The organism is Roseobacter denitrificans OCh 114, assembly GCF_000014045.1.
Lineage (GTDB): Bacteria > Pseudomonadota > Alphaproteobacteria > Rhodobacterales > Rhodobacteraceae > Roseobacter > Roseobacter denitrificans.
Genome location: NC_008209.1, coordinates 3,126,374 through 3,140,801 on the forward strand (window position 1 = coordinate 3,126,374; position 14,428 = coordinate 3,140,801).

Annotated in this window: 13 protein-coding genes; 2 read left to right on the forward strand and 11 right to left on the reverse strand. The window is 58.8% G+C overall.

All coding sequences use genetic code 11. From position 1 onward, the window contains the following. Positions 1-14 precede the first annotated feature (14 nt). Together RD1_RS14980 and RD1_RS14985 are read left to right on the forward strand one after the other, a co-directional pair. A complete protein-coding gene (locus RD1_RS14980; protein WP_011569379.1) occupies positions 15-1,622 on the forward strand; it encodes a peptide chain release factor 3 in 1,608 nt (535 codons plus the stop codon). Positions 1,623-1,862: 240 nt separating this feature from the next. After that, a complete protein-coding gene (locus RD1_RS14985) occupies positions 1,863-3,320 on the forward strand; it encodes a DEAD/DEAH box helicase (protein ID WP_044033179.1) in 1,458 nt (485 codons plus the stop codon). A 162-nt stretch (positions 3,321-3,482) separates the two neighbouring features. On the opposite strand, the gene RD1_RS14990 is transcribed toward RD1_RS14985, so the two are convergent. The 11 genes from RD1_RS14990 to nuoI all read right to left on the reverse strand — a co-directional run bounded on the left by RD1_RS14990 (position 3,483) and on the right by nuoI (position 14,428). Continuing rightward, positions 3,483-5,150, reverse strand: coding sequence for a ribonuclease J (locus RD1_RS14990; protein WP_011569382.1), 1,668 nt, complete (start codon positions 5,148-5,150; stop codon positions 3,483-3,485). A 4-nt stretch (positions 5,151-5,154) separates the two neighbouring features. After that, complete coding sequence (locus RD1_RS14995; RefSeq protein WP_011569383.1) at positions 5,155-5,928, reverse strand: type III pantothenate kinase; 774 nt, start codon at positions 5,926-5,928, stop codon at positions 5,155-5,157. A gap of 18 nt (positions 5,929-5,946) precedes the next feature. Then, positions 5,947-6,708 carry a biotin--[acetyl-CoA-carboxylase] ligase gene (locus tag RD1_RS15000; protein ID WP_011569384.1) on the reverse strand — a complete coding sequence of 254 codons (762 nt, stop codon included), beginning with the start codon at positions 6,706-6,708 and terminating at the stop codon, positions 5,947-5,949. Between the two features lie 33 nt (positions 6,709-6,741). Beyond that, positions 6,742-8,184, reverse strand: coding sequence for an NADH-quinone oxidoreductase subunit NuoN (gene nuoN, locus RD1_RS15005; RefSeq protein WP_011569385.1), 1,443 nt, complete (start codon positions 8,182-8,184; stop codon positions 6,742-6,744). A 12-nt stretch (positions 8,185-8,196) separates the two neighbouring features. Continuing rightward, positions 8,197-9,738, reverse strand: a complete 1,542-nt coding sequence (locus RD1_RS15010; RefSeq protein ID WP_011569386.1) for an NADH-quinone oxidoreductase subunit M — start codon at positions 9,736-9,738, stop codon at positions 8,197-8,199. Next, the gene (nuoL, locus tag RD1_RS15015; protein ID WP_011569387.1) at positions 9,738-11,843 is read right to left on the reverse strand and encodes an NADH-quinone oxidoreductase subunit L; all 2,106 of its coding nucleotides are present in this window, start codon (positions 11,841-11,843) and stop codon (positions 9,738-9,740) included. The genes RD1_RS15010 and nuoL overlap by 1 nt, the downstream gene beginning before the upstream one ends. A gap of 131 nt (positions 11,844-11,974) precedes the next feature. Further along, the gene (gene nuoK / locus RD1_RS15020) at positions 11,975-12,280 is read right to left on the reverse strand and encodes an NADH-quinone oxidoreductase subunit NuoK (protein WP_011569388.1); all 306 of its coding nucleotides are present in this window, start codon (positions 12,278-12,280) and stop codon (positions 11,975-11,977) included. A 46-nt stretch (positions 12,281-12,326) separates the two neighbouring features. Next, entirely contained in the window at positions 12,327-12,818 is a 492-nt protein-coding gene (locus tag RD1_RS15025; RefSeq protein WP_105880265.1) for a hypothetical protein, read from the reverse strand. Positions 12,819-12,917: 99 nt separating this feature from the next. Then, positions 12,918-13,520 (reverse strand): NADH-quinone oxidoreductase subunit J, encoded by a 603-nt coding sequence (locus RD1_RS15030; RefSeq protein WP_011569390.1) that lies wholly within the window; start codon positions 13,518-13,520, stop codon positions 12,918-12,920. Further along, positions 13,521-13,937, reverse strand: a complete 417-nt coding sequence (locus tag RD1_RS15035; protein WP_011569391.1) for a carboxymuconolactone decarboxylase family protein — start codon at positions 13,935-13,937, stop codon at positions 13,521-13,523. Beyond that, a complete protein-coding gene (gene nuoI, locus RD1_RS15040; protein ID WP_011569392.1) occupies positions 13,934-14,428 on the reverse strand; it encodes an NADH-quinone oxidoreductase subunit NuoI in 495 nt (164 codons plus the stop codon). Before nuoI ends, RD1_RS15035 begins: the two co-directional genes overlap by 4 nt.

Here is a 14,428-nt window from a genome sequence, read left to right on the forward strand (position 1 = left end):
CTATAGCCGCAGGCATGCTCGATACACCAAAAAACCGCGCGGATTTACCGCCCGAAATCGCCCGGCGGCGCACCTTTGCGATCATAAGCCACCCTGATGCCGGCAAGACCACATTGACCGAAAAATTCCTGCTCTTTGGCGGGGCCATCCAGATGGCCGGTCAGGTGCGCGCCAAAGGCGAAGCACGCCGCACGCGCTCCGACTTCATGGCGATGGAAAAGGACCGCGGCATCTCTGTCTCCGCCTCCGCCATGTCATTCGACTTCAAGGAGTTCCGGTTCAACCTCGTCGATACGCCCGGCCACAGCGATTTTTCCGAGGATACCTACCGTACACTGACGGCCGTGGATGCAGCGGTGATGGTGATTGACGGGGCGAAAGGCGTGGAGAGCCAGACGCAGAAACTCTTTGAAGTCTGCCGTATGCGCGACCTGCCCATCTTGACATTTTGCAACAAAATGGACCGCGAAAGCCGGGATGTTTTCGAGATTATTGACGAAATTCAAGAAAACCTCGCCATTGACGTGACCCCCGCCAGTTGGCCCATCGGGGTGGGGCGTGACTTCATCGGATGTTACGATATTCTGCGCGACCGCCTTGAATTGATGGACCGCGCCGACCGGAACCGCGTGGCCGAAAGTGTCGAGATCAATGGCTTGGATGACCCCAAACTGATCGAACTGGTCCCGGGTGAACTGCTTGAAAAACTGCGCGAAGATCTTGAGATGGCGCGCGAACTTTTGCCGCCCCTCGACATTGCCGCGATGCACGAAGGGTCCCTGACACCGATCTGGTTCGGCTCGGCCATCAATTCATTTGGCGTCAAGGAATTGATGGATGGCATCGCCCAATATGGCCCGCAACCACAGATCCAATCCGCCGAGCCACGCCAGATTCTGCCCGAGGAAAAGAAAGTATCCGGCTTTGTATTCAAGGTGCAGGCCAACATGGATCCAAAGCACCGCGACCGCGTTGCATTCGTGCGCATCGCATCAGGCCATTTCAATCGGGGCATGAAACTGACCCACGTGCGTCTGAAAAAGCCGATGGCGATTTCCAACCCCGTCATGTTTCTCGCGTCTGACCGCGAGTTGGCCGAAGAGGCATGGGCAGGCGATATCATCGGCATCCCGAACCATGGCCAGTTGCGCATCGGCGATACGTTGACCGAAGGCGAAGCGATCCGGGTCACGGGCATCCCCTCCTTTGCGCCGGAACTTTTGCAAACCGCACGCGCCGGTGATCCACTCAAGGCGAAACATCTGGAAAAAGCGCTGATGCAATTCGCCGAAGAGGGTGCTGCCAAGGTCTTCAAACCCGCCATCGGATCGGGATTTGTGGTGGGCGTCGTCGGACAGTTGCAATTTGAAGTGTTGGCCAGCCGCATTGAACTGGAATACGGCCTGCCTGTGCGGTTCGAGGCGTCGCAATTCACCTCGGCGCGCTGGGTCAGTGGCGACAAACAGGCGGTGGACAAATTCACCGAAAGCAACAAGCAGCATATCGCGACAGATCACGACGGCGATACGGTATACCTCACCAGACTGCAGTGGGACATCGACCGGGTGGAGCGGGACCATCCACAGGTGAAGCTAACCGCGACCAAGGAAATGATGGTTTAGGCGATTTCGCGCCAATCTGGCGGGCAAACATCTACCCACGCGGGAACTTTCGCAAGATGTGAAGCCAAAGCGCATCGCCAAGCGCGCAAAGCCGACCTGTTCTGCGTCAACTGTTTGACCAATTGCCGATGAGTTGGTAAGCACGCACAGCATGTCGCGGCAGAGCCGCCGTTTTGGGCCATGCGGGCCGATGTGAGAGCTGCCGCGGGCCAAGAATGTGTCCGCAAATTACGGATACATATGATAAAATTCTCTGAGTTGAACCTCAATCCTAAAGTATTGAAGGCAATTGACGAAGCCGGGTACGAGACCCCCACCCCGATCCAAGCTGGTGCCATCCCTCCCGCCCTCGCAGGGCGGGACGTTCTGGGCATTGCGCAAACCGGGACCGGGAAAACCGCCAGTTTCACGCTGCCGATGATTACCCTTTTGGCGCGTGGACGCGCCCGGGCCCGGATGCCGCGCAGTCTTGTGCTGTGCCCGACGCGTGAACTCGCAGCACAAGTTGCCGAGAACTTCGACACGTACACGAAACACCTGAAACTGACCAAGGCGCTGCTGATTGGCGGCGTGTCGTTCAAGGAACAGGACAAGCTGATCGACAAGGGTGTCGATGTTCTGATTGCGACACCGGGACGGTTGCTGGACCATTTCGAACGCGGCAAACTGCTGCTGACCGGCGTGCAGATCATGGTGGTGGACGAAGCGGACAGAATGCTCGATATGGGATTCATTCCTGACATCGAACGCATCTTCAGCCTGACGCCCTTTACCCGCCAGACGCTGTTCTTTTCGGCCACCATGGCTCCGGAAATTGAGCGGATCACGAACACCTTCCTGTCCGCACCCGAACGCATCGAGGTCGCGCGTCAGGCAACGACCAGCGAGACCATCGAGCAGGGTGTGCTGATGTTCAAGGCCTCGCGCAAGGACCGGGAAGGCACGGAAAAGCGCAAGGTGCTGCGTGCCCTGATTGATGCCGAAGGTGAAAAATGCACCAATGCCATCGTCTTTTGCAACCGCAAGACTGACGTGGACATCGTTGCCAAGTCACTGAAAAAATACAACTATGACGCAGCCCCTATTCACGGTGATCTGGATCAGAGCCAGCGGACACGCACGCTTGACGGGTTTCGCGATGGCTCGTTGAAATTCCTGATCGCTTCTGATGTGGCGGCGCGCGGCCTTGACGTGCCTGCGGTGAGCCATGTCTTCAATTTTGATGTGCCCGGCCATGCCGAGGACTATGTCCACCGCATTGGCCGGACGGGTCGTGCGGGGCGGGACGGCAAGGCGATCATGATCTGCGTGCCGCGCGACGAGCGCAACCTTGAAGATATCGAGCGCCTTGTGCAGCGCGAAATTCCGCGGCTGGACAATCCACTGGGCACCAAGGAAGCGCCGAAGGAGAAAGCGCCGGACGGTGAGGCCGCCGCGTCGGAAAAGCCGAAACGGACCCGGACACGTGCACCGCGCAAAAGCGACAAACCGCAGGAAACAGAGGCCGAAAAAACGCCCGAAGAACCCACGGTGGACGCCACACCTGCGCAGGAGCCCGCACAAAAACCTGCCCGCTCCCGGGGCGGTCGCAACCGCAACGCCAACACGGGCAAGGATCGCGGGCCGGGTGTCATCGGACTGGGCGATCACACGCCGGAGTTCATCGGGCTCAGCTTCAAAGATCGGATCGGCGGCTGAAGCGTCATGCGAAAAACCTGAATCACGCAACGCTGCCTGAAATCATAGATTTCAACGCGTTACGTGATGTTTGATGGTTCAGGTATTTCGTCAGACGCTCTAAAAGCCATGCAACCAGAAAATTGCCGGGCCGCCCTATCAACGGGCGGTCCGGTTTTTTTGTCAGCTTAACCGGCTGACGATCACGCTGACTTCTGGTTTCTTGCCGATCTCGTCTTGTGACGTCTGACGCACCACGCGGCGCAACCCTTCGTTCAGCTTGTCATCATCGCGCATCGTCTTGGGGTCCGCCCGTCCGAGCCACTGACCAAGGTCCGCTTCCAGCACATCCACCAGCGACGCCTTGCTGCGCCCGGTTTCCGGCAAGCCTTTCAGTTCGCACCATGGATCGCCAAGCGGCTCGTCATCTTCATCCACGATCAGCGTCACCACCACATGCCCGTTCAGCGCCATGCGGATACGATCGCGCACAACACCATCGAGCGCGCCAATCTGCACGGTGCCATCGAGATAAGTACGCCCCGTTTCAACATATTCCGCGATCTTGGGCTGGTTGCCGGACAGATCAACCATCATGCCATTCACGGCCAGAACGCCGGTTCTGCCATTTTGTTCAGCGATTTTCACGTGCTCGCGCAGGTGACGGTGTTCACCGTGCATCGGGATCACGACCTGCGGGTTCACGATCTCGCTGAGGCGTTCCAGATCTGGCCGGTTCGCGTGGCCCGAAACATGGTACAGACCCGAGCTGTCATCGACCACATCAACCCCCAGTTCGGAAAAGGCGTTGATGATCCGGATCACCCCTTTTTCATTGCCGGGAATGGTTTTGGACGAAAACGGGAAGAGGTCTCCCTCCTTCATCTCCATCCCCTGATATTTACCGCGCGCAAGCTGCGCCGAGGCCGCGCGCCGCTCCCCTTGCGACCCGGTAACGAGAAGCATCAGGTTTTCGCGCGGGATGGAGCGTGCATCTTCGGGGCTGACGACGGATGGAAAATCCTGCAAGACGCCGGTTTCGGCGGCCGCTTCGATCATGCGGCGCATTGCGCGCCCCATCAGAACAATCGAGCGCCCTGCCCGCACCCCGGCATCCGCCAGCGTTTTGACCCGCGCCACATTGGAGGCAAATGTCGTCGCGACAACCATGCCTTCAGCGCTTTGCACCAGATTCGTAATCTCTGGCCCAACCGACGCTTCAGAGCGACCGGGGTGTTGCGAAAACACGTTTGTGCTGTCACAGATCAGCGCCTTGACCCCCTCCTTGCTGACCTCGGCCCAGAGTTCGGGATCAAAGGCTTCGCCCACCAGCGGCGTTTCATCCAGTTTGAAGTCCCCCGAATGGATCACGCGCCCTTCGGGCGTATCAATCACCATGGCGGAGCTTTCGGGGATTGAATGGGATATCGGCAAAAAGCTCACTTTGAACGGCCCCGCCGAAACCGTTTCGGGCCAGGGCGAGACGGTGTGCACCGCGTCTTCGGGGTGGCCATGTTCGGCCATTTTACGCCGCGCAATATTCGCCGTGAACGCACGCGCGTAAACCGGCGCGCCCAGCTTTTCATAGGTATGGGCCACGGCGCCCACGTGATCTTCATGCGCGTGGGTGACGAACACGGCCTCAATCCGGTCGCGCCGTTCCTGCAACCAGGTGATATCCGGCAGGATCAGATCAACGCCGGGACTGCCATCCATATCCGGAAAGGCCACGCCCATATCCACCACGATCAGCCGTTCGGCATCCGGTTTGCCGTATCCGTAAACATAGGCATTCATGCCAATTTCGCCCGCCCCGCCGAGGGGCAGATAGATCAGTCTTTCACTGCTCATAGAATTATTCTGTTTCCTTGTTGTACTTATAAATCACGGTCAGGCCGTGCATTGTCAGATCTTCCTGATACGCATCGAAAAGCGCTTCAGTCTGCTGGAAAAGGGGTGCCAGCCCACCCGTTGAGATCACGCGCATATCGCGGGCGCGTTCCGCCTTTATTCGTTCGCATATCTCACGCACGAGGCCGACATAACCCCAAAAGACGCCAGATTGCATGCAGGCAACCGTATTTGTGCCCACGACACTCTGCGGTTTGGTGATATCGACATGCGGCAAGGCTGCGGCGGCCTGATGCAACGCCTCAAGGCTCAGGTTCACGCCGGGCGCGATCACCCCACCCACATAGGCACCATCGGTGTCGACCACGTCAAAGGTCGTCGCGGTGCCAAAATCCACCATGATCAGATCACCGCCGAAAAGGTCAAAGCCGGCGACTGTGTTGACCAGCCGGTCCGGGCCGACTTGTGTTCCTTCGTCCACGCGCACATCGACGGGCAGCAAGCAGTCGGGTTTACCGACCACAAGCGGGCGCGTGTTGAAATACCTGTCGGCAAAGACCCGCAGGTTGAACACCACACGCGGCACGGTCGAAGAGATGATCACATCGGTAATTTCGACTTCGAGCTTCTGAAACTGCATCAGCGTTCTGAGCCAGACGTAATACTGATCTGCGGTGCGCTGCCATTCCGTCGATGTGCGCCACGTGGCGACAAAGCGGGTCCCGTCCCAGAGGGAAAAGACGGTATTCGTGTTGCCGCAATCAATTGCCAGTAACATAGCCTGCGCGCCCTTCTCTCAGAAATACACATCCGCCGCTGCGATGGACATGACACCGCGCGGGCCGCGTAACACGAGATGCCCCTCGGCGTCCACATCTTCGAAGGTGCCCGTGTATTCATCGCGACTCGTGCGCGCCGTGATCACCTCGCCTAGGCGAGCGGCCTGGGCCAGCCAGCCGGTGCGAATGGGGTCAAAGCCGTAGCGTTGAAACTGCTGCTCCAAAACGGCGAAATGACCGGCAAGCACCTCCAGAAAGGTTTCAGGTGACACCCGCACCGATGTTTCTCTGAGGATCGACACAGGCTTGAGCGCGCGTGCCTCGACATCGCCCGGTGAGGGCGCAGCCACAAGATTGACCCCGACGCCAATGGAAAGACATCCCGTCTGCTGGCCTGCGCCCACGCTCTCAAGCAGGATACCGGCCACTTTGCCCCCCTTCAACAACACGTCGTTTGGCCATTTCAGGGTGAAGTCATTTTCCCGCCCCGTGACCTCAACAAAGCTGCGATAGAGCGCCAGAGACATAGTGAATGACCGCAACGCAGCCTGCGCCGGGGGCCCTTCGGAGCGCATGAGCAGCGTGGCTGCAAAGTTGCCCGCCGGCATCGACCAAGGCCGCCCGCGTCGCCCGCGGGCAGCGGTCTGACGCTGCGCAAAAACCCACAGCGGGGTTGCGGCATGCGGGGCTTGCCGCGCGGCCTCGTCAAGGGTGCTGTCGACCTGTGCCAACTGCAGGCGGCCATAGCCTTCGGGCCAGCGGTCCGGTGTCACTGCCATATGCCCGCGCCCAAGGGCGCGCCGCCTTGTGCCCTAGTTGACAAGTGTCGCCGCTGCGGATGCAGCTGCCGTTTCAACGCCGAACATATTGGCAATGCCCAGCACCATAATCGCGGCAGAGGCCAGCAGGAAGCCCGACAGTACCGGGGAGCCACCCTTGTCCAGCCCGTCTTCCTTTTCGTCGCCGAAATACATGAAGAAGACGATGCGCAGATAGTAATAGGCCCCGATGACCGATGCGATGACCCCCGCGATGGCCAGCCATGCGAACCCCGCTTCATAGGCGGCGCGCAAGACGTAGAATTTGCCAAAGAACCCAAGCATCGGCGGCACGCCCGCCAGCGAGAACAGCAAGACCAGCATGGCCAGCGCCTTGCCCGGTTCCTTCTTGGAATACATGTTGAGCGATGAAATGTCGGTAACCGGCTGGCCATCCTTTTCCATCATCAGGATGAAGGCAAAGGTGCCGACATTCATTGTCACATAGATCGCCATGTAGATCAGCATCGCCTGCACACCCAGCACCGTACCAGCGGCCAGACCCATCAGCGCGTAGCCCATATGCGCAATCGACGAAAAGGCCATCAGACGCTTGATGTTTGTCTGCCCGATCGCCGCGACCGCGCCGAGGAACATGGAACACAGCGACAAGAGCGCGACGATCTGGCTCCAGTCGCTGATGGCATTGCCGAAGGCGTCATGCAGCACGCGGGCAAACAAGCCCATGGCCGCCACTTTGGGAGCCGTGGCGAAAAAGGCGGTGATCGGTGTTGGCGCGCCCTCGTAGACGTCCGGTGTCCACATGTGGAACGGCACGGCAGAGACTTTGAACGCCATCCCGGCGATCAGGAACACCAAGCCAAACAGCAGGCCAAGGGAGACATCCCCATGCTGCGCCGTCTCGATGATCCCTGAAAAGAGCGTTGTTCCGGCATAGCCGTAGATCAGCGATGCCCCATAGAGCAGCAGACCAGAGGACAACGCGCCAAGCACAAAGTACTTCAGCCCGGCTTCGGTGGATTTCACGCTGTCGCGGCGCAAGGACGCGATCACATAGAGCGCCAGCGACTGAAGCTCGAGCCCCATGTAAAGCGCCATCAGATCACCGGCGGACACCATGACCATCATGCCGACCACGGAAAGAGCCAGCAAAAGCGGATATTCAAAGCGCAGCAAGTCGCGCGCCTTCATGTAGCCTTCGGACATGATCAATACGGCAGCGGCGGCAAACAGGATCGTCACCTTGGCAAAACGGGCGAACCCGTCCTCGATCAGCATGCCGCCAAAGGCGACATTTGTCCCCTCCCCGTGCACAGTGATCCATGCGCCCAGCGTTACCATCAGACCCGCGGTGAGCCAGACCAGCAGCGAGGCCATGCCGTCCTTGGTGGTGTAGACAGCCACCAGCAGCATCACCATGGCATAGACCGACAGGATAATTTCCGGCAGGATGAGGGTCAGATCAGCAGTTATCATGGTATCCATCCTTTAGTTCGACGCCAGCTGGCTGGCAGCTTCTGCAGCACTCAACGCCGTATCATAGCCTGCAACCAGTGCCGCAACAGACGGGCCGGTAATATCCAGCACCAATGCGGGGTAAACCCCCAAAAGCAGCGTCATCGCCACAAGCGGTGCGAAAATCCAACGCTCGCGCGATGTCATATCGGTAATGGATTTCAGGCTTTCCTTGATCAGGTCCCCCATCACCACCCGGCGATAAAGCCAAAGCGCATAGGCCGCCGAAAAGATCACCCCCGTTGTGGCCACCGCAGCGACCCAGGTATTCACCTGGAACACGGCCATCAGCGTCAGGAATTCACCGACGAACCCGGACGTGCCCGGCAGACCCACATTGGCCATGGTAAAGAGCATGAAAATCAGCGCATAGGCCGGCATCCGGTTGACCAGCCCGCCATAGGCGTCGATGTCCCGGGTGTGCATCCGGTCATAGATCACGCCAACACACAGAAACAGCGCGCCAGAAATGAACCCGTGGCTGATCATCTGAAAGATCGCGCCATCGACGCCCTGTTGGTTGGCCGCAAAGATACCCATCGTGACAAAGCCCATATGGGCGACGGATGAATAGGCGATCAGCTTCTTCATGTCTTCCTGCACGAGCGCCACCAGCGAGGTATAGACAATCGCGATGGCCGACAGCCACAGGATCATCGGCGCCCAGATATCAGCCGCGACCGGAAACATCGGCAGCGAGAACCGGATGAAGCCATAACCGCCGAGTTTCAACAGGATCGCCGCCAGCACCACAGACCCGGCCGTCGGGGCCTGCACGTGGGCATCCGGCAGCCATGTATGCACCGGCCACATGGGCATCTTGACGGCGAAGCTCGCAAAGAAGGCAAGGAACAGCAGCGTCTGCATCCCGCCGACAATCTGAACGCCCAGCAGTTCGAAATTGGCAAAGGCGAATTCATGGCGCAGCAGCATTTCGATATCCGTGGTGCCCGCATCGGCGAACATACCCACCATCGCCACCAGCATCAGCACCGAGCCAAGGAAGGTATAAAGAAAGAACTTGAAGCTCGCATAGATGCGGTTCGCCCCGCCCCAGATGCCGATGATCAGGAACATGGGGATCAACCCGGCCTCAAAGAAGAGATAGAACAGCACCAGATCCAGCGCCATGAACACACCAAGCATCAGCGTCTCAAGCAGCAGGAAGGCGATCATATATTCCTTTACCCGCAGCGTGACATTCCACGACGCGGCAATCACCAGCGGCATCATGAAAGTTGTGAGCATCACGAAGAGCACGGAGATGCCATCAACGCCCATCTTGTATTCGAGCCCCAGCAGCCAGTCGCGTTCTTCCACGAATTGAAACCCGGTGTCCTGCGGGTCAAACCCGGCCAGAATGAACAGCGAGACGAGGAAGGTCGCAACCGTGGCAAACATCGCCACGCGCTTGGCGTTGAGGTTGGCCGCCTCATCATCGCCGCGCAAAAAGACCGCGAGGATCAACGCGGCCATGGCCGGAATGAAGGTTACGATGGAAAGAAGATTGCCCATCAGTTGGCCCCTCCTGACAGTGTCATCCAGGTCACCAGCACGGCGATGCCGATGACCATGGCGAAGGCATAGGTAAAGATATAGCCGGACTGCGCACGCCCGGCGAGGCGGGTAAAGAACGGGATGATGCCCATGGCGATGCCGTTCAGCCCTCCGTCGATGACATCCCCGTCACCGCGCTTCCACAGCACCGAGCCGATCCATTTGGCCGGGGTCACGAATACGATGTTGTAAAGCTCGTCGAAGTACCATTTGTTCTTGAGGAAAAGGTACAAGGGGCGTTGGTTTTCGGCCAGCCGCTTTGGCAGTTCGGGGTTCACGATGTAGAACCAATAGGCCATCAGAAAGCCGATCAGCATGGCCGCGAAAGGCGACGTCTTGACCCAATAGGGCACCTTATGGGCGTCATCGAGCAGCGTGTTATCGGGTGCAATATACAATGCGCCCTGCCCCGGCTCCCCGGCAAAGACGTAGTGATGCTTGCCCTCTTTGGCGCCATGGCTGTCCCCGGCCTTATCCGCGCCATGATCCTCAGCGCCATGTTCAGAGGCTTCGGCGTAGGGAATGCCGTAGAACTTCGCCACTTTGTCGGTGTGGCCAAAGAACGACCCGTACCAGACCATACCGGCAAAAACCGCCCCAAGCGCCAGTACACCCAGCGGAACAATCATGACCATCGGGCTTTCATGGGCGTGGTCATGGGTGTGCTTGTCGCCCCGTGGCGTGCCGTAAAACGTCAGGAACATCAAACGCCAGCTATAGAAACTGGTGAACAGTGCGGCGATCACTAGCGCCCAGAACCCATACATGGACCCGGCGGCAAAGGCGCTTTCCACGATCGCGTCCTTGGAATGGAAGCCCGCTAAACCGATCGGTATTTCGCCCAGTGTCAGGATCCAGACCGGGATACCGACCCCCGTGATGGCCAGCGTGCCGATCATCATGGCCCAGAAGGTATAGGGGATTTTCTTGCGCAAGCCGCCATAGTTCATCATGTCTTGCTCATGGTGCATCGCGTGGATCACCGAGCCTGCGCCAAGGAACAGCATCGCCTTGAAGAAGGCATGCGTGAACAGGTGGAACATGGCCGCCGAATACATGCCGACACCGGCGGCGACGAACATATATCCCAGCTGCGAACAGGTCGAATAGGCGATGACCCGTTTGATGTCGGTCTGGACGAGGCCCACCGTGGCGGCGAAGAACGCCGTTGTTGCGCCCAGCACGGTGACAAAGGCCATGGCTTCGGGTGCGAATTCCATGATCGGTGACATCCGGCACACAAGGAACACACCCGCCGTGACCATCGTGGCCGCATGGATCAGCGCGGATACGGGCGTCGGCCCCTCCATCGCGTCCGGCAGCCATGTGTGCAGCAGCAATTGCGCCGATTTCCCCATCGCCCCGATAAACAGCAGGAAGGCCACAAGGTTCGCCGCGTTCCATTCGGTCCACAGGAAGGTCAGTTGCGTTTCGGCCAGTTCCGGTGCGGCGGCAAAGATGTCATCGAAATTGATGCTGTCCGTCAGGAAAAACAGCGCAAAGATCGCCAGCGCAAAGCCGAAGTCCCCGACACGGTTGACAACGAACGCCTTGATCGCCGCCGCATTTGCCGAGGGTTTGCGATAGTAAAAGCCGATCAGAAGGTAGGACGCGACGCCCACCCCTTCCCAGCCAAAAAACATCTGCACAAGGTTGTCCGCCGTGACCAGCATCAACATCGCAAAGGTAAAGAACGACAGATAGGCAAAGAAGCGCGGCTTGTAGCTCTCGTCGTCTTTCCACTGCGGGTCTTTATCCATGTAGCCAAAGGAATAAAGATGAACGAGGCTCGACACGGTGGTGATGACGACCAGCATGATCGCGGTCAGCCGGTCCAGTCGGATCGCCCAATCCGTACTGAGGCTACCGCTTTCGATAAAGCGCAAAATCTGAATTTGTTCCGTCGTGCCATCAAAGGAGAGGAACACGACCCATGACAACAGCGCCGACAGGAACAGCAGCCCGGTGGCGATCCAACAGGCTGCGGCTTCTCCGATGAATTTCCAGCCAAAACCACACAGGAGCGCACCAACGAGCGGGGCAAAGAGGAGTATTGTTTCCATCAGTCTGTTTCCTTGGTGCCAGGACGGCAATCTGGGTCATAATCGTTGCGGCCAACCCAAGGGCATGGCGCCCCGCTGGCCAATAAGCTGTCAGCCGTATGCTGCGCGTGCGTCGTTGGACGGTGCATGTCTCAGCCCTTCATCACGTTGACGTCTTCCACGGCAATCGTACCCCGGTTGCGGAAGAAACAAACAAGGATCGCGAGGCCAATCGCCGCCTCGGCGGCAGCGACCGTCAAAACGAAGAGCGTGAAAACCTGCCCCACCAGATCATCCAGAAAGCTGGAGAACGCCACGAGGTTGATGTTCACCGCCAGCAACATCAATTCGATGCTCATCAGAAGGATGATGATGTTCTTACGGTTCAAAAAGAGCCCGAAGATGCCAATGACAAAGAGCGTCGCCGCCACTGTCAGGTAGTGTTCAAGTCCGATCATGTTGTCCCTCCGGGATGTATCCCGTTTGTCTTTACCCTGCCGCGCCTCAGCCCAGCACGAATTCCGTCTTGTCGCCACGCGCCTCCGGGTAGAAGGCCGCGCAGGCACATGTTTCTGTATTCAGCGTCTCTATCCGCACATCGCGGGCGAATTCTTCCAACTCATCCGCCATCCGCTCCAGCGTCGCAAAGACCCGCGCGCCGCTTTCATGCGTGGCGATAACCTTCAGTGCGTCCTCAACCCGGTCGAAGGGAAAGCGCGCATTCATGTTCTCTTCTGCCGCACGCGCCCGCAGCGCTGTGCCGGGTGCGCAATCCATCACGGTGATATCCGTGGCCGAGCCTTCCTGAGACCACCAGTCGCGCCACATCACACGCCCCTCGCCCAGATCGACGTGATCCGCCTCGCCGCCATGGCTGATGTGGGTGACACGCGTGCAGGCCTCGATCGACAGCGCCTGAGCGGCACCGGACGCCAACAGGGCGAGCCCGGTCGCCGCGATCCGTACCGCCTGCAGTGTTCCGCCGTTAAGCCCCATCGTGTCGTCCTTGCTGGTCTCAGGACCGGTTGAAATATCCAAATGCCGCGAAAACCGCGACAGCGATGGCCACCAGAATTGCAATCTGATCGCCGTCCATCACAAGCCCTGCCCTGATTTGACGTCCTTGAGTTCCATCGCCTTGGCCGGGTCACGCATCATTTGCGCCACGACATCCTGGCGTTTCACATCGGAGCGGTGGCGTAGCGTCAACACAATCGCCCCGATCATCGCGACCAGAAGGATCAGGCCGCTGAGTTGGAACAGCAGGAAATACTGATCGTAAAGGATCATCCCCAAGGCTTCGGTGTTATGCCGGTCCACGGGTGTCACCTGCGCGCGCATGCCTTCGGCGGCGGCATTGCTTTCCCATGCGCCAAAAGCGATGGCGAATTGCATCAGCAGCACCACGCCGATCAGCAACGCCAGCGGCAGGTATTTCGACATCTCCGCCTTGAGTTCCGCAAAATCCACGTCGAGCATCATCACGACAAAAAGGAACAGCACCGCGACGGCCCCGACGTAAACGATGATCAACAGCATCGCGACGAATTCAGCGCCCAGAAGCACAAACAGGCCGGCAGCGGAAAGAAACGCAAGAATGAGCCACAGGACCGAATGCACCGGGTTGCGGCTGATGACGGTGAACAAACCGCCCGCGATCACGCTGATCGCAAAGAGATAAAAGGCAAAAACCGTCATTTAGGCGTCCTTCTCTTCATCCAGAACCTGCTGCGCCAGTTCCAACGCGCGGGTCATCGCGGGCAATCCGGCAAACATCGACATCTGCCCAATGGATTCCACGATATGTTGTTTCGTGGCACCCGCCTCGACCGCGTGGCGCACCGCCTGACGAAAGGCGACGTCGTTCTGCGCGCCCTGCATGGTCAGCCCCGCGAGGGTCAGCAGCATCCGCGTGCGCGCATCAAGCCCGCCCTCGTTCAGCGTATTGCCGAACATCATTTCCATCATGTCCTTGGGCATCGTGCCCATCATCTTTTCAAACCCTTTGGGCGAAAACGCCTCCATCGCCGGATAGGATTTCGCCATCTCCTGCGCCTGCGCCATCATCGCGGCAAAAGGGTTTGCGCCCTCAAACGGGTTGTTTTTGTCACTCATCGGTAAGGTGCATCCATCTCAAGGTTGCGCGCGATCTCCGCTTCCCAGCGCTCGCCATTGGCCAGCAGGCGGTCCTTGTCGTAATACAGCTCTTCGCGCGTTTCGGTGGAAAACTCGAAATTGGGCCCTTCGACAATGGCATCCACCGGGCAGGCCTCTTCGCAGAAACCGCAGTAGATGCATTTTGTCATGTCGATGTCGTAGCGCGTGGTGCGCCGACTGCCGTCATCGCGCGGTTCCGCGTCGATTGTAATGGCCTGCGCCGGGCAAACCGCCTCGCAGAGCTTACAGGCGATACAGCGTTCTTCACCGTTGGGGTAACGGCGCAGCGCGTGCTCACCGCGAAAACGCGGGGAAAGCGGCCCTTTTTCATGCGGGTAGTTCAGCGTGGCCTTGGGGGCGAAAAAGTATTTCATCCCCAGTTTCATGCCCACCCAGAAGTCCTGCAGCAGGAAGTATTTCGCAGCGCGTGTATAGTCGACTTGTGTCAT